The sequence below is a fragment of the Candidatus Clostridium radicumherbarum genome (assembly GCF_045310525.1).
Taxonomy (GTDB): domain Bacteria; phylum Bacillota; class Clostridia; order Clostridiales; family Clostridiaceae; genus Clostridium_AT; species Clostridium_AT radicumherbarum.
The window spans coordinates 542,514-563,223 of record NZ_JBJHZY010000001.1 but is presented as its reverse complement, the minus strand read 5'-3'; the positions used below and the strand labels follow the sequence as shown (position 1 = coordinate 563,223).

The following is a 20,710-nucleotide window of genomic DNA, read 5'->3' as shown; positions in this document are numbered from 1 at the left end:
AGAGTTAATAATTATAATATCTTCTCAATTACTAACTCTTTATTCTTATTTTATAAAATACGGCATAGGGACGTTTCTTTTGCCGCACTAGCCCTTAACAGAACCAAGCATTCCTTCTACAAATTGTTTTTGCATTAAAAAGAATACTAATGCTGTTGGCAAAGTTGCGATAACTATTCCCGCCATTATCATACCATAATCTGGTGTGTAAGAGGAACTCATTGTTGATATTATTAGCGGTGCTGTTCTTTTACTTGCAGTTTGCAGCGTAATAAGGGGCCACATATAGTTATTCCAGCTGCTCATAAAAGTAATTATAGCAGCTGCTGCGTAGGTAGACTTCATAGTGGGAACATAAATCTTAGTAAACAGCTGTATTTCGCTTAAGCCATCAATACGGCCAGCCTCTAACAAGTCCTTTGGAAAAGCCTTTGTATTTTGCCTAAAGAAGAAAATTAAGAAGGCTGTGGCTACACTTGGAATAATTACTGAAGCAGTAGTATTTAATCCAAATACTTTAAAGCTTCTAAACATCCTAAATAGGGGTACCATAAGTGATGCAAAAGGAACCATCATTGACAAAAGTAAAATAGCAAATATTTTATCTCTGAATTTAGTTTTATAAATTTCAAAGCCATAACCTGCTAAAGAGGAAATGATTAGTGCCAAAACTGTTGTTATTACTGCAATTTTAGCCGAATTAACTAAGGAATTAGCAAAGTTCAAATTGTTTGCAAAAAGATTTTTCAGGTTTTCAAATAAATATGTCCCAGGTAATAAGGAGCCTCTACTAACCTCTATGGACTTATTAGTCGCACTTATTAGCATCCATAGAAATGGGAAAATTGAAATTAAAGCTGCCGCTGCTAAAAATATATATTTAAGTATCTTTGTTGTCTTTCTCATTTATTATCACCTGCCACTTTAAATTGAATTAGTGATAATATAACAATCATAGCTAAAATTGTATAGGAAACTGCTGCTGCATATCCAAAGTTTGCTGTATATTTAAAGCTTAGATTGTATATATATTGTGAAATTGTAGTTGAGGCATTTCCTGGTCCGCCTCCAGTGATATTCATTACTTCATCAAAAATCTGCAGGGTTCCAGTAGTAGAAGTAATTGTTGTAAATAATATAATCGGTTTAAGTAAGGGTATTGTAATATTGAAGAATTGTTTTACTTCCGAAGCCCCATCTATTCTTGCTGCCTCATAAATTGCTGGATCTATATTTTGTAAGCCAGCTAAATAAAATATCATATTATAACCTGTCCATCGCCAAGTTATTGCTATTATAATTGTGATTTTAGCCCAAAAAGGACTTGTCATCCAAGAAATTGGTGCTGAAATTAAGTGTATATTTAATAGAAGTTTATTAATTAAACCATCGTTGGCAAATAAGCTTTTAAATATTACAGAATAGGCTACTAGAGATGTAACACAGGGTAAAAATATTGCTGTTCTGAAAAAGCCTTTTCCTTTAAGGTTTTTGTCATTTAAAAGTACGGAAATGAATAAAGCCAATAAAATCATTATAGGAACTTGAACTATTAAATATATTAAAGTATTAGTAACTGCTTTTTTAAAAGTATCATCCGTTAAAAGCCTTTTATAATTATTGAATCCTACGTATCTTAAGTTATTACCGGTTCCTGACTTTAAGGAGGTAATAAAGGCTTGTATCATAGGATAAAAAACAAAAGTAACTATCAATAATATGCTTATGATTGTAAAACACCAGCCAATAATATTATGCTTTCTCTCTAAGGTGCCTTTTTTATTAATTTTCAAAGTCATACCCCCTTTATTAAAGTAAATCGCTATTTGATAGAGATTATATTACTTTTTTCTCAAAATCAAATAGCGATTTGCATTAGTATATGCTTATTGATTAGCTACAGCAGCTTCTGCCTGCTTTTGCACATCCTTAAGTGTAGTATCTAGATTTGCATTTTTGCTTACAATGTTCTGAACTGCACCTGATAGAATATCTTCAATGTTGTAGGTACTTGAACCATAGTTAACAGCTGGAATCTTTGCAGACCAAGTTGCAAAATCCTGCATCAGCTTTTGTCCGCCGTAGAAGTCAATTGATTTATTGTAGTTATCAACACTTGAAGCAGATTTTAATGTGCTTACAAGATTGATCTTTTCTGCTAAGGTATTCATAAGTTCTTTACTGCTGCCAAATGTTTTAGCTAGAAAATCTACTGCTAAATCTGAGTTACCAACTTTGCTTAGTACATACCAGCTTGAACCTCCAAGATTTGAGGCATTTACCGAACTTGGAACTGTACTTAATCTTGGAATAGGAGCAACTGCCCATTTACCGCTTTGATCTTGTGATTTCATAACTGAGCTTGAAATCCAGCAGCCTGTAGGAACTGAAGCAACATCACCCTTTTGGAAGGCACCAACAAAGTTATCCCAGCCTGTAATTGGCTTAACAATTCCTGCATCCATTAGATTCTTCCAAGTTTTTATAGATTCCTTAAGTGCTTGATTATCTGCTATGTTTACAGTTTTTCCATCTTCCTTAACATACCATTGACCAGCTGACTGCATCATTACTCTTATTAAGCCTAGGTCACTTGGATCTAAGGTAAGCATTGCTTTTCCAGTTTTAGCCTTAACAGCCTTACCAATTTCTATGAACTTATCCCAGGTAAGATTGTTCATATCTTCCTTTTTATAGCCTGCTTGCTCTATTAAATCAGTTCTATAGAATAAAGCTGTAACTCCGCTATCAAATGGAAGTCCATATAATTTACCATTTACACTATCAGATTTAATCTTATAATTCATGAAATCTGAGGAATTAACCTTACCTGATATATCCTTAAAGGAATCTGTGTATGCACTTAAAAAGTTTTGTGCTCTATAATCTTCCATAAGTACTATGTTAGGTAATCCATCTGTAGAATTTGCACTTAAGTTCGTGTTTAATTTTTGTACTATATCATTCTGAGCCATTTCCACTACTTCAACATCTACATCCTTATTTTCTTTTTGATAGATAGCTTTTGCTTCATTTGCAGCAACTACGTTAAAGGTGCCATCCCATGCCCATATTACAAGCTTCTTTTTGCCTCCATCTTGAGGAGCCTGAGTATTGCTTGCTGCTGAATTCCCACAAGCTGATAGACCTAAAGTCATAATTGCACCTAATGCAAGTGCCATTATCTTCTTTGATTTCATTATTTTTTTCCCCCTTTACTTAAATGAAACGCTTTACATTGTTTCTAAATATATTGTAGCTTAAATTCAGAAAATTAAGTAAGAATATATTTATATGAATTTGTGCAATTTTAATATATTATTTATATACTAAATTTTTAAAATAGTAAAATTTTAAGATTTTAAAAATATTTTTGTATACCTTTTCATGTAGGAGCTAATTCCCTGTCCTGTAATTGAAAAGTGTAATCCCCTGTTCTATAATTAAAATGATAACTTATTATTATTTATTAAAGGATTTGATAGCATTGGATAACTTATGCAAAATCTTAGTAGTTGATGATGAATACCTTCTTAGGCAAGGAATTAAGCACCTTGTGGATTGGCATAAAGAAGGCTTTGAAATAGTTGGTGAAGCATCTAATGGAAAAGAAGCCTTAATCTTAATTGAGACTCTTAAACCCCATATTGTAATTACAGATATTGTTATGCCTGTTATGGATGGCTTAGAGCTTGTAAGATATATTAAAGAAAATTATCCTGAAATACAAATAGTAATTTTAAGCGGCTATAGTGATTTTAATTATGTAAAAGGCACCTTCAAACTTGGAGTAAACGATTATATACTTAAACCTAAGATAAACCCAGAGGAGGTACTTACTCTTTTAAAAAATATTGCCTTAAGCATTCCTAATTTAGTTATAAAAACTGATAAAATTGAATTGAATGTAAGTAATGAACTAAGCAAATTTGCTTCTGGTTTTGATACTGATTTGTCATTAATTACTAAAGTTTTTCCATATGACAGCTTTATTTTTATTGGCATGGATACCAAAAGGATTTATGATAAGGCCTCTAAAAATCCTTCGAACATAAAATTACTTCTATCAAAAAAATCAAAGACCTTCTTTGATAAATTTATTTTTTATGAGTTAGATATAGATAAAGACATATTCATGTTATTGATCAATTTTGAAAAGAAAAGTCATGGTGAACTTTTAAAGGCGGTTAATGACATGCTGTTAAATATGTCAGCAGCTTATCCTGATATTTACCTTACTATAAGTGACATTTTTATATCCTTAAATAAAATTAAAGAGATTTATAATGATAATTTTAAGCCTCTTCTTGGCTGCAAATTCTTTTTAAAGGATAAGAAGCTTATTTCTAAGGAGGAATTCCCTATAAATGCATATAAGGAAAAATTTGATTTCAAACACTATTCCGAAATGCTCTATGAGCTTAATATATCTTCAGCTTTTAATTATTTGAAACAATATATTTCTAATGCATTAACACACTGCTCCTTAAGTGAATTTGAACTAAAAACTCTTTTTCAAAGTGCACTTTATAATATAATAAGCATTTTAGATGAGCTGCACTTTGATGTGGTGGAAATTAATCACTCAAAAATTGAATACTTTCAAAAAATTGATGCTGCAAAATATGGATTAGATCTCCTAAATATATTTGAAAGTATAGAGCAAGTAATAGCTAAAATAATTAATAATAAAGAATTCTCGGTTAATGATGAAATTATAAATAAAATTACCCAGTATATTTCAAATCACTATAATGAACAATTATCACTTAAAGAAATTGCTGATAAATTTCATTTTAACTATTATTATCTCTCCTCTTATTTTAGCTCTCATTTGGCAGAAGGCTTTAGTGAGTACCTTAATAAAATCCGTGTAGAAAAGGCTATAGAGCTTTTAAAGAATGAAGATATCCCTGTTTCAGAAGTTAGTTATCTTGTTGGCTACTCAGACCATAGTTACTTCTGTAAGGTATTTAAAAAAGTAAAAAGAGTAACTCCTAGCAAATTCAGAAAAAATATTATGTTGAGCAAACGAGGAAACTATGAATAAATTTATTAAAAAATTCAGATCCCTGAGTCTATTTTTTAAATTGGCCTTAATAATGCTTATTAGCAGTATAGCTGTTTCAGTTATAACTGCTTTTTCTGTAATGGACATATCAAAAAGACTTTTTATTAATAACTTCAGCATAACTAATACTAGAATCTTAAATCAAATACAAGATAATTCTGCAGAATTAAATGACAAGCTAATAACCGTTATGAACACAGTTAATAACAGTTGGGCCTTTCGAAAATATCTAACTGATAACAGCAGCGACATAATAGATGAGGTTAATACTATATACAACCTTAAGCAACACCTAAAGCCTATTGAGGCAGTTTTAGACCCTGTAAATATTGATTTTATTGTTTTAGGCAAGAATAATTCTACTTATGTTAGAAGCTCTTCTGTATTAGTTTCATCCAAGGATGCCATTAGAGAAGACCTGGTTACAAGAAATGCTCTAGAAAACCCAGATAAGCTTCTATATCAATATAGAAGCTTTGGATATACAAGCTCAACAGTAAATAAAAAGGTTATAGTGGCTACAAAGATACTTCAGGATAAAAATACAAAGCAGCAGTTTGGAGTGCTTTATATTACTATTAATGAAAATGTGTTCAGCAAGCTGTATTCCAATTTTCCTACTAAGGGAAATGATATTTTTATGATAGCTTCTGACGGTACAATTGTTTCTTCAAATAATAAGAGCCTTATAGGGCAAAAAGATGAGGACCTGCTTAATGCTGCTAAAAAAATTAATAACGAGAAAATAAAGTATATGGATATAAAGTCAAAGGGTAAAAACTATACTGTTTTATCAAATTACATGCCCATTTATGATTTCTATTTAGTTAATAGAGTAGATACAAAGGTTGCCCTTGATGCAATGTATAACATAAATGAAATTGTTATTATCTGCAGTCTTATAGTAGGTTCCTCAGTAATTATATTATTTTTTATTACTCGAAAAACAACAAAGCCTTTAAGAATTCTAGTAAAAGAGATGTCAAAAGTAACAGAAGGCAACTTTAAAAATCATATAAACCTTCAAGGTGGCTATGAAATAGAAAGGCTGAGCAGATCCTTTAATTTTATGCTGGATGATTTAAATGCTTATATAGATAAGCTTCTTATAGCCCAGAAAAAGCAAAGACAAGCAGAATTATCTACGCTTCAAATGCAGATAAATCCTCATTTTATATATAACACCTTAGCCTCTATAAAGTGGCTTGCATTAAAAGGTGATAAGGAGAAAACCAGTGAGACCATTGATTCTTTTATATCCCTGCTTCAAAATACCATTAGCAACACAAGTGAAACTATTACAGTTGATCAGGAAATTGAGAATCTTAAGCACTACGTTTATATAAATGAAATGCGCTATGGAGAAGACATAAAAACCAGCTTTTATGTAACGCCTCAATGTATGCATTATAGACTACCGAAGCTTATACTCCAACCCTTTATAGAAAATGCATTTTTTCATGCCTTTAATGGTGATAAGGAAGGTCGAATACATGTATTTATTTCCGAAAAGAATAATAATTTATTTTGTGAAATTGTAGATAATGGAACCGGTATAGACGAGGAACAATTATCAAAACTTAACTCTGACCTTCCATCGAAAAATAAGCATTTTACTGGAATAGGAATTAAAAATGTTGATGATAGAATTAAAATGCTTTATGGTAATGAGTATGGAGTTACTATAAGAAGTGAACTTGGGGTTGGGACTACAGTAAATGTATCTTTGCCAGTAATTTAAGTTAGATCTAGAGAAGCTTCATTGAAAAGCAAAACCGACCTTACGGTCGGTTTTTTTACTTTTTAATTTGTTAATTTCCTATTATTCTCCTCTATCCCTATTAAATCCCTTATACCTAGTTCCTTGAAAAGTAAGCTTCCCAGTATCTCCTTCTACTAACATGCCATATTCATTAGCAATTACGGTAAATTCCATTCTGTCGCCACTTTCTACCTCAAAGGTGACATAATAGGTTGTTGAGGTGGAGTGGTGTTGAATTCCATTATCATTATGCATAGTGCTGGTAACATTGGTTCTTTTACTTGCCACCTTTGCCCAAACAGAAAGCACAGGCTGCCCATTATTGTAGCTCCAGGTCTTAATTCCTTTAGCAAAAACAAATATAAACCCAACAAAAACAATAATAAAAATAATAGGTACAAAAATAGATGTAAAATTAAATAAGAAACTGTTAAATGGATCAAAAGGCATCATATATAACCCCCACTTTGAAATTAAATATTTCTATTTTAATATATTCTACAAATTAACTATAATTCTTTTTTTAGACTTTTAAGCGTTGTAAGATTAATCTAAATAGCATATAAAAAAGCTCTACATTTCTGCAGAGCATAAATTTTAATATAAAACTAAGAATCCTTTTGAACATAAACCTTTATCTTTTCAATTCTTTTTTCCTTAACTTCCAATATCTTAAATATAAGATTTTCATATTCAATATTGTTTTCTTCTGCACCTTCAGGAATACGTCCTAAAAGATCTATTAGGAATCCACCTATTGTATCATAATCGTCACTTTCAATCTTAACATCAAAGTAATCATTAAAGTCATCAATTGAAAGCATTCCATCCACTATAGATGTATTAGTATCGATTTTCTTTATTTCTGGTTCATCATCATCATATTCATCCTCTATATTCCCCATAACTTCTTCTATAAGATCCTCTATAGAAACTATTCCAGAGAAGCCTCCATATTCATCTATTAATACAGCCATATGCTTTTTAGAAACCTGAAGTTCTTTAAATAGTTCATCAATATTCTTTGTTTCTGGTACAAAATATGGTGGATGTAGAATAGTTTTTATATCTACATTTTCAAAACCATGTTTTCTTGCTTCTGCATAGAAGTCTTTCATATAAAGAATACCAATAATATTATCTGTATCTCCCTCATAGACAGGTACTCTTGAATATCTCTCTTCAATTAACTCATCTAAATATTCCATTAAAGGAGTATCAATATTGATTAAATACACTTCAGTTCTAGGAGTCATCACCTCGCTGGCAAGTTTATCATCAAATTCAAAGATGCTATTAATCATTTCTACTTCTGTTTCATTAATAACACCGTTTTCTTGCCCGGCTTCCACCATAGACCTAATTTCTTCTTTGGATACCTTCTCGTCTAGTCCTTCTATTTCAAGTCCAGTTAATCTAACCAAAATATTTGTGGATGCAGAAAGCAGTTTTACAAAAGGAACTGCTATTTTTGATACAAACATAATTGGTTTTACCACTGCCATTGCCAAAGCTTCAGATTTTTGCAAAGCCACTCTCTTTGGAAATAATTCTCCGAAAACCAAGGTTATATAAGAGAGAACCACCGTTACCCCTACTAAGGCTATTTGTTCGCTATATGGAATATTAAGCCTATTTAAATAAAAAGACAAGTTCTTTGAGATTCCTGTAGCAGCTGAAGCACTGGAAAAGAAGCCCGCAAGGGTTATCCCTACTTGTACTGTAGACAAGAATTTTGTTGGCTCTTCCATTAGTTTTAATAGAAGTTTTGCCTTTTTATCCCCTTCTTCATCAAGTACCTTTATTTTATTTTTATTAAGTGACACAATTGCCATTTCTGCGGCAGAAAAAAATGCATTGATTAATGTTAGTATGGCTATTAAAATTAACTGCGAAGTTATATTCGCAGGATCAGGTTCTGTTTTCATTTCTTGTTAGTTACCCCCTATAAAATTCTGTAACATTGATAATACCATAATTATTGTAATTTTACAAATTTAATTAAAGAAACTTTCTAATTATTATATTTAATTTCTTCAAATTCATAATTATATATACTACCTAACACAAAATAATAAGCTTTATTGTTTTACTCTCCATGTTGTACCTTCTCTTAAATCAACTAATTCTATATTCTCATTTAAAAGTATATTTCTGATTTCGTCTGCTCTAGCCCAGTTTTTTTCTTTTCTTGCCTCGTCTCTTTCCAATATAAAATTATTAATATATTCTTTATCTAACGAAAGTTTTTCATTTAAATCATTCGCTTTAGTTAGGTCAAGAGAAAAGATCTTGTCAAAATCTTCAATTAAATAAAATTTCTCTGAGGTACTCAATTTATCATCTTTTATAACATCTGATAAAACTGTAAAAGCATTTGCAATATTTAAATCATCACTTACTTGAGCTAAAAACTTTTGCTGATAGCTTTTAACTTTATTCGTATGGCAAGCTTCACCAAGCTTTTTACTTTCTACTATTTTTTTAATTTTTTCTTTTAATTTATTAAAGGATTTTTTAGCCTCAGTAAGACTTTCAAAGCTAAACACAAGCTGCTTCCTATATTTAGACTGAAGACAAAAATATCTATAATCTAATGGACTGAATCCTTCTTCTATAAGTCTTGACACAGTTAAAAAATCTCCGTTTGATTTAGACATCTTACCATTATCAAGTACCAGAAATTCGCCATGCATCCAATAATTAACCCACTTATGACCTACTGCACTTTCTGATTGAGCTATTTCATTTGTATGATGGACAGGAATATGATCTATGCCTCCACAATGTATGTCTATCCTTTCCCCAAGATACTTAATTGACATTGCAGAGCATTCAATATGCCAGCCAGGAAAACCCTTACCCCATGGTGACTCCCACTGCATTATTTGATTACTAAACTTTGAGTTTGTAAACCATAATACAAAGTCTAATGGATTCTTTTTATAGATGTCCACCTCAACCCTGCTGCCTGCCACAAGTTCATCTATGCTTAGGTTTGCAAGCTCTGTATATTCTGGATACTTTTTAATGGCGAAATAAACATTGCCATTTGCCCTATAGGTAAAACCTTTTTTCTCTAATATTTGTATAAACTTTATCATATCTTCAATGTGTTCTGTGGCTCTGCACACAACTTCTGGCTTTATGATATTTAAATGTTCACAGTCCTTTAAAAATGCCTCTTCATAATATCTTGCAATTTCCCATACAGTTTTCTTCTCTCTCATTGCTCCTTTAGACATTTTATCTTCACCAGTATCAGAGTCTGATTCCAAATGCCCAACATCTGTTATATTCATTACATGTTTAACCTTAAAACCTGCATACTCCAAAGACTTTTTAAGAACATCTTCAAAAATATAGGTTCTTAAATTACCTATATGTGCATAATTGTAAACTGTAGGTCCACAGGTATAGAGCCTTATTTTACCATCCTCAATAGGTTTAACCTCTTCCTTATTTCTTGTTAAGGTGTTGTAAATTGAAAAGCCCATAATATTCTCCCTTTCTTCAAAAAAATAAACTGCAGGCAAAAACCTGCAGTAGATAATCTTAATTTTAGTTTCAAGTTGCGCTTATCTCAAAAATTTGCAGACTTATTGCTATTTAAATATAAAAGTATTAAATTATTTAAATAACAACAACAGCAGAATCCCATTTTGATAAACCTCCATATCTTTAATATAAAGTTATTATATACCATGTAAATTAAATTGTATACTTATTATATTCTATATATTTATTTTTGATTTAAATCACAGTTAATTTTGGTAATTTAGATTATTATTATTATGTAATGAATATATGAAGGGGATGATTTTAATGAAGGCTTTTGTTGATAAAGAAACCTGTATAGGTTGCGGTTTATGTGCTTCCATTACTCCAGATGTTTTTGAAATGGAGGATGATGGTAAGGCAGGTGTTATTGGAGATGTAGATTCTTCAAATGAAGCTGAAGCTAAGGATGCTGAAACTTCTTGCCCTGTAGAAGCTATTAAAATCGAATAAACATTAAAGGGGCATTGCACCTAACTTATTTAAAAGTTATTTTGCAATGCCTCCTTTATATTATTAAAATGTTCCGCCTTTTTTTAATTGTTTCTGCAGCTTAGATAAATTCTTCCATCGTGCCTTTTCATTTGCCCTCATTGAAGAATTTTCTTTCATTTCAGCATACCTGATTTCCCTCTTAAGTTTTAAATAGCTTTCCCACCTTTCAGATGTGAGCTCTCCACTTACTAAAGCTGCTTTTACGGCACAGCCAGGTTCACTGGTATGGCTGCAATCACTAAATTTACACTTAATTGATAAATCTTCAATATCAGAAAAAGCTGTATCTAAGCCTTCAGTGGCATTCCACATGCCAAGCTCCCTCATGCCTGGAGTATCAATAATCATAGTGCCATTTTCGAGCATAATTAGCTGCCTGTGAGTAGTGGTGTGACGGCCCTTGCTGTCATCTTCTCTAATGATGCTGACTTTCATAATTTCTTCCCCTGCTATAGCATTAACAAGGCTGGATTTCCCTACACCTGATGAACCCAGAAATACTATAGTTTTGCAAGGTCTAATAAATTCTTCTAATTTCTTAAGCCCCTCTCCAGTAATGGTACTTATGGGAACAATAGCAACACCAAAGGCAATTTGTTCTAACTCTTCAATATAAGCTGAATAGTCACTGCATAAATCAGCTTTTGTTAAAACAATTACAGGCACTGCTCCGCTTTCCCAGGCAGAGGTTAAATATCTTTCTATTCTTCTTAGGTTAAAATCCTTATTTAAAGATGTCATAATAAAAACATAATCAAAATTTGCAGCTACTATCTGCTCTACTTCATTAAAGGAATCAAGCCTTGAAAACTTGCTTTTTCTTGTAAGTACATGATAAATAATATCTTCTCCATAAGGATTATGCTTTACAAGTACAAAGTCTCCAACAGAAGGATAAATACTTATTACAGCCGTATTGTAAAATAAAGAGCCCTTAAGCTTTGCAGTACTCTCACCTTCCTTAGTTATAATCTTGTACTGCTCCCTTTGAACTTCTACAACTCTTCCAGGTATAAGTTCACCTTCTATAGAATTATACATAGCTTCCTGTACTTTATAAAAATCTGTATAACCATATTTTTCAATAATATTGTTCATTAATTACCTCCAACTTTTTCTTTAATTTCTCCATTACTAAATCTAAAATTAATACACTGTTTTTTTCTTTTAAATATATGCTTTTCATAAAACATCTCTCCTTTCCTTCACTAAAAATGAGCATAAAAATACCGCAGAAAGCACCCCATAAAATCAGACTGCATTTTGCGGTAAAAAAGCACCACCCTTCGGTGATGTTTATGCATTACATATACACAGTAATTATGAAAGGTTAATTTAGGCTGCAAAAATCCGACACAAAAAAAGATATAATTATCCTAATGGTCACATCTTTGCCCATATTTAGTTTTAAGAAGCAATCACCTTAAAATTTGCAATCATTAAAACACACTCCCTTTCATGAAATGTTTAATTATTAAAAATATTTACACATTTATAATATATGATTATATAAAGATTTTGTCAATGCTGAAATTACCTAATATCAATTTATATTTCAATCTTGTCCATTAATTCCGCAGTAACCTTCCTTTTAGGCTTTAAACAGCTCACAGTTACCGAAGCTAGAACAATTACTCCTCCTAAAATTGATAATTTCCCAGGTAATTCACCAATAGTTAAAAACACCCACAGCGGATTTAGAAGCGGCTCAACTAAAGACAAAAATGTTGATTCTAAAGCCGTTATTTTTTTAATTGCCTTGGCATAAAGTACATAAGAAAATCCCAGTTGAAATACTCCAAGCAGTATAAGGCCAACTATGCTCTTTGGGCTTGGAACCTTTTCAAATACAAAAGGTAAACTTACAAGCATGGTTAAAATACTCCCCCAAAACACATTTTCCAGAGGATCTGCATCTTTTTCCCTTCTCATAAACATTGTATTAAAGGCCAAGGCAACACCGCTGAATACAGCAAGTATATTTCCCTTAAGGCTTCCACCTGCAATATCATCCATAAAAAACAGTGCCATTCCGCATATAATAATCATTATGATAATCCAGTCCTTAAGTTTAGCCTTCTCATTTAAAAGCCACCCGCCAAATATGGCAATGTATATTGGTGAGGTATACTGAAGTAAAATCGCATTAGCAGCGGTAGTGGTTTTTGTTGCAGATATATATAGAACTACCAAAGCTGTATAGGATACAGCTCCAAAGGCCTTGTTCCATGTTAATTTCAATGAAGATTTCTTAAGGAATGAGAAAATAACAATGGTTGTAATTAAACTTCTTATGCCAGCTATAGCCATTGGACCTAAATCAACAAGTTTAATAAGCATTCCTCCAGTACTCCAGAGTACTGCTGCAAGTATTTGCATAATTATTGCTTTGTTTCGTTTATTTTCGGAATTTACTAGCTTTGTTTGTTCCATGCTGCTCACCTTTGCTTATTATTAAAATATTTACCGTATATAATTATAGGTGATTTTTGGCAAATATACTATTGTATTTTAGTTTTCGAGGTCTGTACCAAAATTACGCCACCTAGGATAACAACAGTTGACATTACTACCCAAAATGTCAAAGGCTCATTAAGTACAATAGCTCCGAGGAAGACTGCTACTAGAGGATTTACATAAGCATAAGTTCCTGCCTTAGCTGTAGGCCATTTATGAAGTATATAAACATAACAGCTGTAGCCTAATATAGAACCAAATATAATCAAGTAAACTATTGCGCCAATACCTTTTGAGGTAACATGAAGTTTTGAAAACTCTCCAAAGAAAGTGCCTACTATAATCAAGCCTATTCCGCCTGCAAGCATTTGTATTGCGATGTTAGGAATTATTGATGCTGTTGCCTTAAAGCTTTTAGAATATACAGAGCCCATTGCCCAGGAAAAAGAACCTATAAGTAGAAGTACTATACCCAAAATACTTCCTGAGGAGCCATTTGAGTTCGGAAAGGCTAAAATTGCTACTCCCCCAAAGCCTAATAAAAGTCCTATCCATCCTTTTAAATTAAGCCTTGCTCTGCCAGGTAAAAATAGTTCTATTAGAGCCATAAAAAGTGGTACGGTTGCAACTAAAAGTGATGCTATCCCTGAATTTACGTTTTTCTCAGCCAAAACTACGCAGCCATTTCCACCTAGTAATAGAAACAGCCCAACTATTGAGATCTTCAAGGTCTCTGAAAAATCCTTAGGAAGCTTCATCCCTTTATAAACTGAAAATAACAACATTATAAGGCCCGCAGTTAAAAACCTAAATCCAGCAAATAGAGCTGGCGGAAACTCACTTACCCCTATTCTTATTGCCAAATATGTTGAACCCCAAAGTATACAAACTGCTAAATATGCCAGATAAGTGTTTCTTTCTTCCCCTTTAAATATTGAATTCATGTAATTTCCTCCTTTTAGTCTGAAACACTGAGTAGTTTAAGACTACTCGCTTCCACTCGCAAACTACTCGTTAAAGTCCATTTAGGACTTTAACCTCCTTTGCTTTTGTTTTTACACAGCTTATATTATAGCATGGCTTTAGAAAATTTTCTTTATATAGTTATGTAATTAATTTTTGCCATAAAAATAGGAGGAATAACTGCAGTTCCTCCATAAAATTCATATTACTTTTCTCCTTATATCATTAACTTAAAATCCAGACTTCAGCATCCATAATATTCTTAAATGTTCTGAAGTGCTTTCCTTTGTTAGCTTCCATAATCATTTCTTTAAATCTATCATTAAATGCTACTTCCTTATCTAAAATAACGGCAACTTTTATATGATAATTTATAAATTTCTGCAGAATCATTCCTGCCAAACCAGTTTTAAGGTTGAAGAAGTCTTCAGAAAATGCATCAATGTAAAGTACTAATGCATATACATCATTTCCAATACATATACCTATTAAATCTAACACATCTTGTTCTGCAGAAAGATTCCCCTGTCTAAAAACACACTCAATATATTTTTTGTTGTTCTTCTCTATTATCCTATAATCCATTTTGTTAGTCTCCCTATAAATTAGTTTGCTCTACAAGCATTGAAATTGAACTAAGCATTCCTTCAATAAACTCTAGCTTTCCCCACAGTATTACTCGTAATCTCTCTTCTTTATATTCATATTTCATATTAATTTTTGCTTTTCCCATTTTAGAGTCTTTACAATTCATTAAAGCTATAAGAGTATTTGAAATTCTCATATACTCATCTTTATCTACATCATTAATGTCTACAACAGTAGATATATTTATCTTTTGATTCACTATGTCTTTCTCTTCCTCATTGATAGCAAAATCAATATTGGACTCTTTACTAACCTTTTTTTCATTAATAGTACAATTATTTTTTTCTATAAAGACACTTAAATCATGGCCTGAAATTCTCCACTGCTTTCCAACTTTAGTTGCACCAAGCTTACCTTCAGTTATAAACTTTCTTATAGTTTTATGATGCATACCTAATATTTCTGCGATTTTATCTATTGTATAAAATTGATTTTCCATAAAAAATCTATCCTTTCAAAATTAAACTATAATGAAATTATAGTAATTCTTTTTGTATTCGTCAAGTAATTTATTATACTTTATTATACTTTATTTAACTTTATTGCATTTTGTTTCATTCCAATTATTGTTTTTATATAGTAAAATATCTATTTATAATAACTTTGCATTGTTAATAGTTATATTCGTTATTCAGTTATAAAAAGAAAAATCCTCGGTAATACTTACCCGAGGATTTTATTGTTGCAGATATTGAAATTTTAATTTTAGTTAAGTTCTATTTATTTAAGAATGTTTTATAGTCCTCATAGTTTCTCTTCAAAAGATTTGGCGTGTCAAGTCCATAAGGGCAATGAGCCTTACAATTACCACACTCTATACAATCCTCAATTTTTTTCATCTTAGCTTGCCCTTCCTCAGAAAGATGTCCTTCAGTAGGAGAACGTCGAAGAAGCAGTGCCATTCTTGCACAATTATTAATTTCTATACCTACAGGACAAGGCATACAATATCCACAGCCGCGGCAGAATTCACCAACAAGCTCTTTTCTTTCATTCTCGATAAATTCTTTAATCTCTGTAGTCATCACAGGTGGATTCTCAATATAAGAAATGAACTCATCAAGCTCATTTTCTCGTTGAACTCCCCAAATAGGTAATGTGTTATCAAACTGAGAAAGATATGCATAAGCAGCATCGCTTCTTGTTATAAGTCCACCTGACAAAGCTTTCATGCATATGTAACCCACATTTTTCTCTTTACATAGATTTACTAAGTCTTCGTCTTTTTTATCAGCTAGATAGCTAAAAGGGAACTGTAAAGTGTCATATAGTCCTGATTCAACTGCTTCTATAGCTACTGGAAGTCTATGATTAGTAATACCTATAAAGCGAATTTTCCCTTGTTCTTTAGCCTCTAGCATTGCCTCATAGAGTCCTGTCCCATCATTTGGCTTAGGGCAAAAGCTTGGATTATGAAACTGGTAAATATCGATATAATCTGTTTTAAGCAAAGTTAGACTTTTTTCTAAATCGCTCCAAAATCCTTCCACAGTAGTGGATGGTGTTTTTGTTGCTATAATTATTTTATCCCTGACTTCACTTAAGGCAAGTCCTACTTTATACTCACTATCAGTATAACTCCTTGCAGTATCAAAAAAATTAATTCCATTTGCATAAGCATTTCTTAGAAGCTTTATTGCTTCGTCGTTAGAAACACGTTGAACTGGAAGAGCACCAAAGCCATTCCTGTTTACTGTTATTCCCGTTCTTCCCAATGTAACATTTACCATGCTATCACCTTTCTTATAGTTTATATTTAAATCTTGCTTATATTTTAACATACTTTGTTGATTTCGCTATTATTTTGTTAAGCACTCAAAATGATTATTAAAACATACCATTTTCATTAGGGGAATTCTCAGGAACCTCTTGAGATATATCCCACATTTCAGCAATCTTTTCACCCTCAAAACGATACATATGAACCACAGCCACCGCTTTATCCTCTGTGATTTGAACATGAGAAAGCAATGTAACATATGGTGGCTCTGAAACTGCCAATTTTATAGTTAACTTTTTATTTGGAAAAACTGTATTACTATGAAGCATTCCTTCTAAAAGTGATTCTCTATCACCGCTATAAAATCCATTATGATGTTTAAAATTAGGTAATGTATATAACTCGTAAACCTCACGAACTTTGTCAGTTACAGCTCCTTGAAGAAAAGCCTTAGCTATATCTTTTTGTTTATTTATCATGATTTTCTCCTTTTATCTAATAAATATTGCTTTAATTATAAAATTACTGCATATATAAAACAATACTTAAATCATTTTTACTGGCATAAACTTAGAGGAGATTCTATTTTTATCTTTTTCACCATCCAGAAATAAATAATAACGGGGTGTTATTTTGAACTATTATTTTCGTAGAATAAAGACCGACGACATTGACAGTATATGGTCATTAATTGAATTATTAAAAGCAGAAGGATCTGAAGTGTCTTTTACTGAGTTTACAGGTAAAGAAGAGATCATGAATTTTATAGACAATCCAGCACAGCTTTCCTATGTTGCTGTAACTAAGAAAGAACCATCTCATGTTTTATGCCTTGTTAGAGGCAGACGTGATATATCAATTGAAAAATCCCATGCTGCATTTTTGACAGCAGCCACTCATCCCGATGCACGTGGTTCTGGACTTGCTGCAGAACTTACTAATTTTGCTTTAGATCAGATGAAGAAGGCCGGCGTTAACATAGCTCGAATCTATGTGTACAGCAACAATCAGGCTTCTTTAAATGCTGTAAAAAAACTAGGCTTTGTACATGCGGGAACTGTATTAAGGCATCACGTGAATCAAGTTACCGGTGAATATGTTGATGATCTGATTTTCCACAAAATACTTGAGGCTTAACCTCCCAAAAAAATATATTATTAAAAAAGACTGCATACAGGTATATAAACACCTGCATGCAGTCTTCTAATTATATTTTACTAGGCTTTAGAAATTCATGCAATTTAACTTATATACTAGTTACTATTTTCTCACAAAGTTGATGAGTTATAAGTGAATCCTCTATAGTTTGATCTGGTTTACTATTATTTTTCACACAATTAATAAAATGTTCTATTATTGGCTGGAAACCTCTTTTATATAAGGTATTATCCCAATCATTATATTTTTCTACGTATTCCACGTTATTTATATAGCTTATAGTATTTACCATATCCTTTACAATAATTTTTTTATCCTCAGTCATATACTCTACTGTTTCTTCACCCATTCCGCTGTCACGATTCATAATTCCTATGGCTGTGCAGTTTGCTCCGGATAATTTCAGCACAATATTATAAAGTTTTCCATCTCTAAGTTCCTTTGAAACCTCCATATTAGTTACATGGCAGTCCATAAGAAATCTAAGGGTGTCAACTACGTGGATGAAATCATCATAAATCAATTCTCTTGCCTGTTTGGGATCATGTCTTCTATTCTTTTGCATTGTTATAATATCAGGTTTGCCATTTTCTTTAAGCTTTTTGTACATTGGAGCAAATCTTCTGTTAAACCCTGTCATAAGTAGTTTCCCTGATTTCGATGCAGCTTCTCCTATTCTTCTAGCACTTACATAATCATCAGATAGTGGTTTGTCTATGTAAACATTTATGCCATTTAGTAAAAGTTTTTCAGCTATTTCCACATGAGATGAGGTTGCCGTATGGACAAAGGCTGCATCTATATCTAATTTAATAAGCTCATCAACTGAATTTACGAATTCCTTGATTCTGTATTTATTTGCTACCTGCTGTAGTTTTTCTGTATTTCTTGAGCAGAGTATAAGCTCAATGCCCTCCATGGATGTAATTGCAGGCAAATATGCCTTTTGGGCAATATTGCCTAAACCTATAACAGCTATTTTCATAAAATTTCTCCTTTCAAAACACTAACTTATAATTTCATTTATTATAATCAGTATTAACTTAATGATATTTAATATTGATTGCTAAACAAACCCGCTCCTTTGATAATTTCCTGCTCAGTAAATAATCTTAATACAGCTTCGTTATAATCCTTTAAGTTTTGTGCCTTTTTTATTTTCTTAGCATATTTTTTACTATCTGAAAATATGTAAATCATATATCCCCATAGTTCTTTCATTCTAAATATTGCATTTTTATCTTCATTAAACAATTCTATATTTTTATTAAAAATTTCATCATGGAAATCTTTTAATACTTTTTTATCTAGAAAAGTATTATTTTTAATCTCATTTATTAATCCTGGATTGGCTAGTATTCCTCTTCCTAGCATTACAGTATTTACTTCTGGAAAAACTTTCATTAATTTATCAAAATCATGAGCAGTGAAAATATCCCCATTATAACATACTGGATTAGTACTTAAAGCTAATGCATCTTTAAATACCTGAAAATTAGGTTTGTTTCCGTAAAAGTCTTTTTGTATTCTCGGATGTATAATTAATTCTTCTAAAGGATACTTGTTGTAAATTTTTATTAGCTCATAAAATTCTTCTGGACTATCTTTACCTATTCTAGTTTTTATAGAAATTTTCATATCATCTATTTTAAATATTTCATTTAAAAATATATCAAGTTCCTCTCTTTTAGCCAGAAATCCTGAACCTCTATTTTTTGAAACAACCGTTCCAGCAGGACATCCTAAATTTAAATTGACCTCATTATAACCTAATTGCTTTAATTTTCTAGAAGTATTAATGAAGCCTTCTGAATCGTTAGTAAGTATTTGAGGAACTAAATTCATCACTTTATTATTTTCAGGCAAAACATCTCTTAAATCTTTACCTTTAAGACTTGTACCTTTATTAGTAACAATAAAAGGTGTAAAGTATTTATCAATATTGTGGAAAAATTTTTCATAATAATTTCTATATATGTAACCCGTAATACCTTCCATTGGTGCGAAATAATATTTCATTTAATGACTCCTTTTTAAGCATTCTCAAAAATATTATATCAGCCTTCTTTTTTCTAATCTATATTTTATTAATGGTATTTTCTATTCACAAGGAAAGGGACTGGCGCAAAATAACCTTATTATGCGCCAGCCCCTATACAACTTGGAGATTTTACTCTAACATCTTACATTTTTACGTTTAAAACTCATATCTCCTTTTCATTTCATATATTCCAACCAAAGGGCCTTCGTAATAGGTTTCATTGGCATAATTTCTTTTAAAAATATTAAAGTAATTATACAAGGTTTCAATATGTTCCTCTTTGCCTATCTTTCCAAGTACATAGCAAAAAACGGCCTGTGTATATGGATATTTAATATCAGGCAATATTTCAGAAACTTCCTTTGAATAATTATAATCGGTTTTTATAAATATCCTGGCTGCAGCTTCAACAAAGCTCTCGTTTGCACTATTCTTTATATTCTCAAGCATTCTAGGAATTATTTCTTCTTTATGTTTAATTAACTTAATAGTTATAATACTAACTGTGCTGGGATTAAGCCCTTTTCTTAACATATTGTATAGCTTATCTATGTCTTGTTCCTCTTCAGCAACTTTATTTTCTGCCTTTATTTCAAATTTCTTTTCTTTAGGCACATTTCTGTATATTTGTTCATCCATTCCATCAACTGATGCAGTAATATCTATAATTTTGTAGGCAGAAACCTCACTGGGAACATTATTTTTAAAAAATTCATCATTTAGATTCTTATTAATAAATTGTTGTACTTCTGGTGAAACTATTTTGCTCATTTTTGTACCATCCTTTGTTGATTTCATTATAAATTATATATTAATTTATTGTCTAAAACTAATATA

Annotated in this window: 20 protein-coding genes; 4 read left to right on the top strand and 16 right to left on the bottom strand. The window is 31.5% G+C overall.

All coding sequences use genetic code 11. From position 1 onward, the window contains the following. Nucleotides 1–87: 87 nt before the first annotated feature. From ACJDUH_RS02740 to ACJDUH_RS02730, 3 genes are all read right to left on the bottom strand, one after another. Nucleotides 88–906 carry a carbohydrate ABC transporter permease gene (locus tag ACJDUH_RS02740; RefSeq protein ID WP_406763619.1) on the bottom strand — a complete coding sequence of 273 codons (819 nt, stop codon included), beginning with the start codon at nucleotides 904–906 and terminating at the stop codon, nucleotides 88–90. Next, on the bottom strand, nucleotides 903–1,799 hold the full coding sequence (locus ACJDUH_RS02735) for a carbohydrate ABC transporter permease (RefSeq protein ID WP_406763618.1): 897 nt from the start codon (nucleotides 1,797–1,799) through the stop codon (nucleotides 903–905). Before ACJDUH_RS02735 ends, ACJDUH_RS02740 begins: the two co-directional genes overlap by 4 nt. A gap of 87 nt (nucleotides 1,800–1,886) precedes the next feature. Continuing rightward, entirely contained in the window at nucleotides 1,887–3,200 is a 1,314-nt protein-coding gene (locus ACJDUH_RS02730; RefSeq protein ID WP_406763617.1) for an ABC transporter substrate-binding protein, read from the bottom strand. Nucleotides 3,201–3,448: 248 nt separating this feature from the next. Between ACJDUH_RS02730 and ACJDUH_RS02725 the strand changes: the two genes are divergently transcribed. Next, nucleotides 3,449–5,050 (top strand): response regulator transcription factor, encoded by a 1,602-nt coding sequence (locus tag ACJDUH_RS02725; RefSeq protein ID WP_406763616.1) that lies wholly within the window; start codon nucleotides 3,449–3,451, stop codon nucleotides 5,048–5,050. Further along, nucleotides 5,043–6,812 (top strand): sensor histidine kinase, encoded by a 1,770-nt coding sequence (locus ACJDUH_RS02720; protein ID WP_406763615.1) that lies wholly within the window; start codon nucleotides 5,043–5,045, stop codon nucleotides 6,810–6,812. The genes ACJDUH_RS02725 and ACJDUH_RS02720 overlap by 8 nt, the downstream gene beginning before the upstream one ends. Nucleotides 6,813–6,893: 81 nt before the next feature. On the opposite strand, the gene ACJDUH_RS02715 is transcribed toward ACJDUH_RS02720, so the two are convergent. The 3 genes from ACJDUH_RS02715 to cysS form a co-directional block, all read right to left on the bottom strand. After that, on the bottom strand, nucleotides 6,894–7,286 hold the full coding sequence (locus tag ACJDUH_RS02715; protein WP_406763614.1) for a DUF2500 domain-containing protein: 393 nt from the start codon (nucleotides 7,284–7,286) through the stop codon (nucleotides 6,894–6,896). 155 nt (nucleotides 7,287–7,441) lie between these two features. Continuing rightward, nucleotides 7,442–8,761 carry a hemolysin family protein gene (locus tag ACJDUH_RS02710; protein WP_406763613.1) on the bottom strand — a complete coding sequence of 440 codons (1,320 nt, stop codon included), beginning with the start codon at nucleotides 8,759–8,761 and terminating at the stop codon, nucleotides 7,442–7,444. A 153-nt stretch (nucleotides 8,762–8,914) separates the two neighbouring features. Beyond that, nucleotides 8,915–10,330 (bottom strand): cysteine--tRNA ligase, encoded by a 1,416-nt coding sequence (gene cysS / locus ACJDUH_RS02705; RefSeq protein WP_406763612.1) that lies wholly within the window; start codon nucleotides 10,328–10,330, stop codon nucleotides 8,915–8,917. Between the two features lie 328 nt (nucleotides 10,331–10,658). On the opposite strand from cysS, the gene ACJDUH_RS02700 reads away from it, so the two are divergent. After that, entirely contained in the window at nucleotides 10,659–10,844 is a 186-nt protein-coding gene (locus ACJDUH_RS02700; RefSeq protein WP_406763611.1) for a ferredoxin, read from the top strand. A gap of 63 nt (nucleotides 10,845–10,907) precedes the next feature. Here the strand turns inward: ACJDUH_RS02700 and rsgA are convergent, their stop codons facing one another. From rsgA to ACJDUH_RS02665, 7 genes are all read right to left on the bottom strand, one after another. Next, the gene (gene rsgA, locus ACJDUH_RS02695; protein ID WP_406763610.1) at nucleotides 10,908–11,984 is read right to left on the bottom strand and encodes a ribosome small subunit-dependent GTPase A; all 1,077 of its coding nucleotides are present in this window, start codon (nucleotides 11,982–11,984) and stop codon (nucleotides 10,908–10,910) included. 450 nt (nucleotides 11,985–12,434) lie between these two features. After that, nucleotides 12,435–13,319 (bottom strand): DMT family transporter, encoded by an 885-nt coding sequence (locus ACJDUH_RS02690; RefSeq protein ID WP_406763609.1) that lies wholly within the window; start codon nucleotides 13,317–13,319, stop codon nucleotides 12,435–12,437. 68 nt (nucleotides 13,320–13,387) lie between these two features. Further along, the gene (locus tag ACJDUH_RS02685; RefSeq protein WP_406763608.1) at nucleotides 13,388–14,287 is read right to left on the bottom strand and encodes an EamA family transporter; all 900 of its coding nucleotides are present in this window, start codon (nucleotides 14,285–14,287) and stop codon (nucleotides 13,388–13,390) included. Between the two features lie 244 nt (nucleotides 14,288–14,531). Next, on the bottom strand, nucleotides 14,532–14,891 hold the full coding sequence (locus ACJDUH_RS02680; RefSeq protein ID WP_406763607.1) for a DUF4180 domain-containing protein: 360 nt from the start codon (nucleotides 14,889–14,891) through the stop codon (nucleotides 14,532–14,534). Nucleotides 14,892–14,904: 13 nt separating this feature from the next. Further along, nucleotides 14,905–15,393, bottom strand: coding sequence for a helix-turn-helix domain-containing protein (locus tag ACJDUH_RS02675; RefSeq protein ID WP_406763606.1), 489 nt, complete (start codon nucleotides 15,391–15,393; stop codon nucleotides 14,905–14,907). Nucleotides 15,394–15,670: 277 nt separating this feature from the next. Further along, a complete protein-coding gene (locus tag ACJDUH_RS02670; RefSeq protein ID WP_406765003.1) occupies nucleotides 15,671–16,684 on the bottom strand; it encodes an aldo/keto reductase in 1,014 nt (337 codons plus the stop codon). Between the two features lie 97 nt (nucleotides 16,685–16,781). Then, on the bottom strand, nucleotides 16,782–17,153 hold the full coding sequence (locus ACJDUH_RS02665) for a nuclear transport factor 2 family protein (protein WP_406763605.1): 372 nt from the start codon (nucleotides 17,151–17,153) through the stop codon (nucleotides 16,782–16,784). A gap of 154 nt (nucleotides 17,154–17,307) precedes the next feature. On the opposite strand from ACJDUH_RS02665, the gene ACJDUH_RS02660 reads away from it, so the two are divergent. Then, nucleotides 17,308–17,811, top strand: coding sequence for a GNAT family N-acetyltransferase (locus ACJDUH_RS02660; protein WP_406763604.1), 504 nt, complete (start codon nucleotides 17,308–17,310; stop codon nucleotides 17,809–17,811). Nucleotides 17,812–17,920: 109 nt separating this feature from the next. Here ACJDUH_RS02660 and ACJDUH_RS02655 read toward each other — a convergent pair whose 3' ends face one another. The 3 genes from ACJDUH_RS02655 to ACJDUH_RS02645 all read right to left on the bottom strand — a co-directional run bounded on the left by ACJDUH_RS02655 (nucleotide 17,921) and on the right by ACJDUH_RS02645 (nucleotide 20,644). Further along, nucleotides 17,921–18,817, bottom strand: coding sequence for a Gfo/Idh/MocA family protein (locus ACJDUH_RS02655; RefSeq protein ID WP_406763603.1), 897 nt, complete (start codon nucleotides 18,815–18,817; stop codon nucleotides 17,921–17,923). Between the two features lie 68 nt (nucleotides 18,818–18,885). Then, on the bottom strand, nucleotides 18,886–19,851 hold the full coding sequence (locus ACJDUH_RS02650; RefSeq protein ID WP_406763602.1) for a tRNA dihydrouridine synthase: 966 nt from the start codon (nucleotides 19,849–19,851) through the stop codon (nucleotides 18,886–18,888). Nucleotides 19,852–20,029: 178 nt separating this feature from the next. Further along, nucleotides 20,030–20,644 (bottom strand): hypothetical protein, encoded by a 615-nt coding sequence (locus ACJDUH_RS02645; protein WP_406763601.1) that lies wholly within the window; start codon nucleotides 20,642–20,644, stop codon nucleotides 20,030–20,032. Nucleotides 20,645–20,710 lie beyond the last annotated feature (66 nt).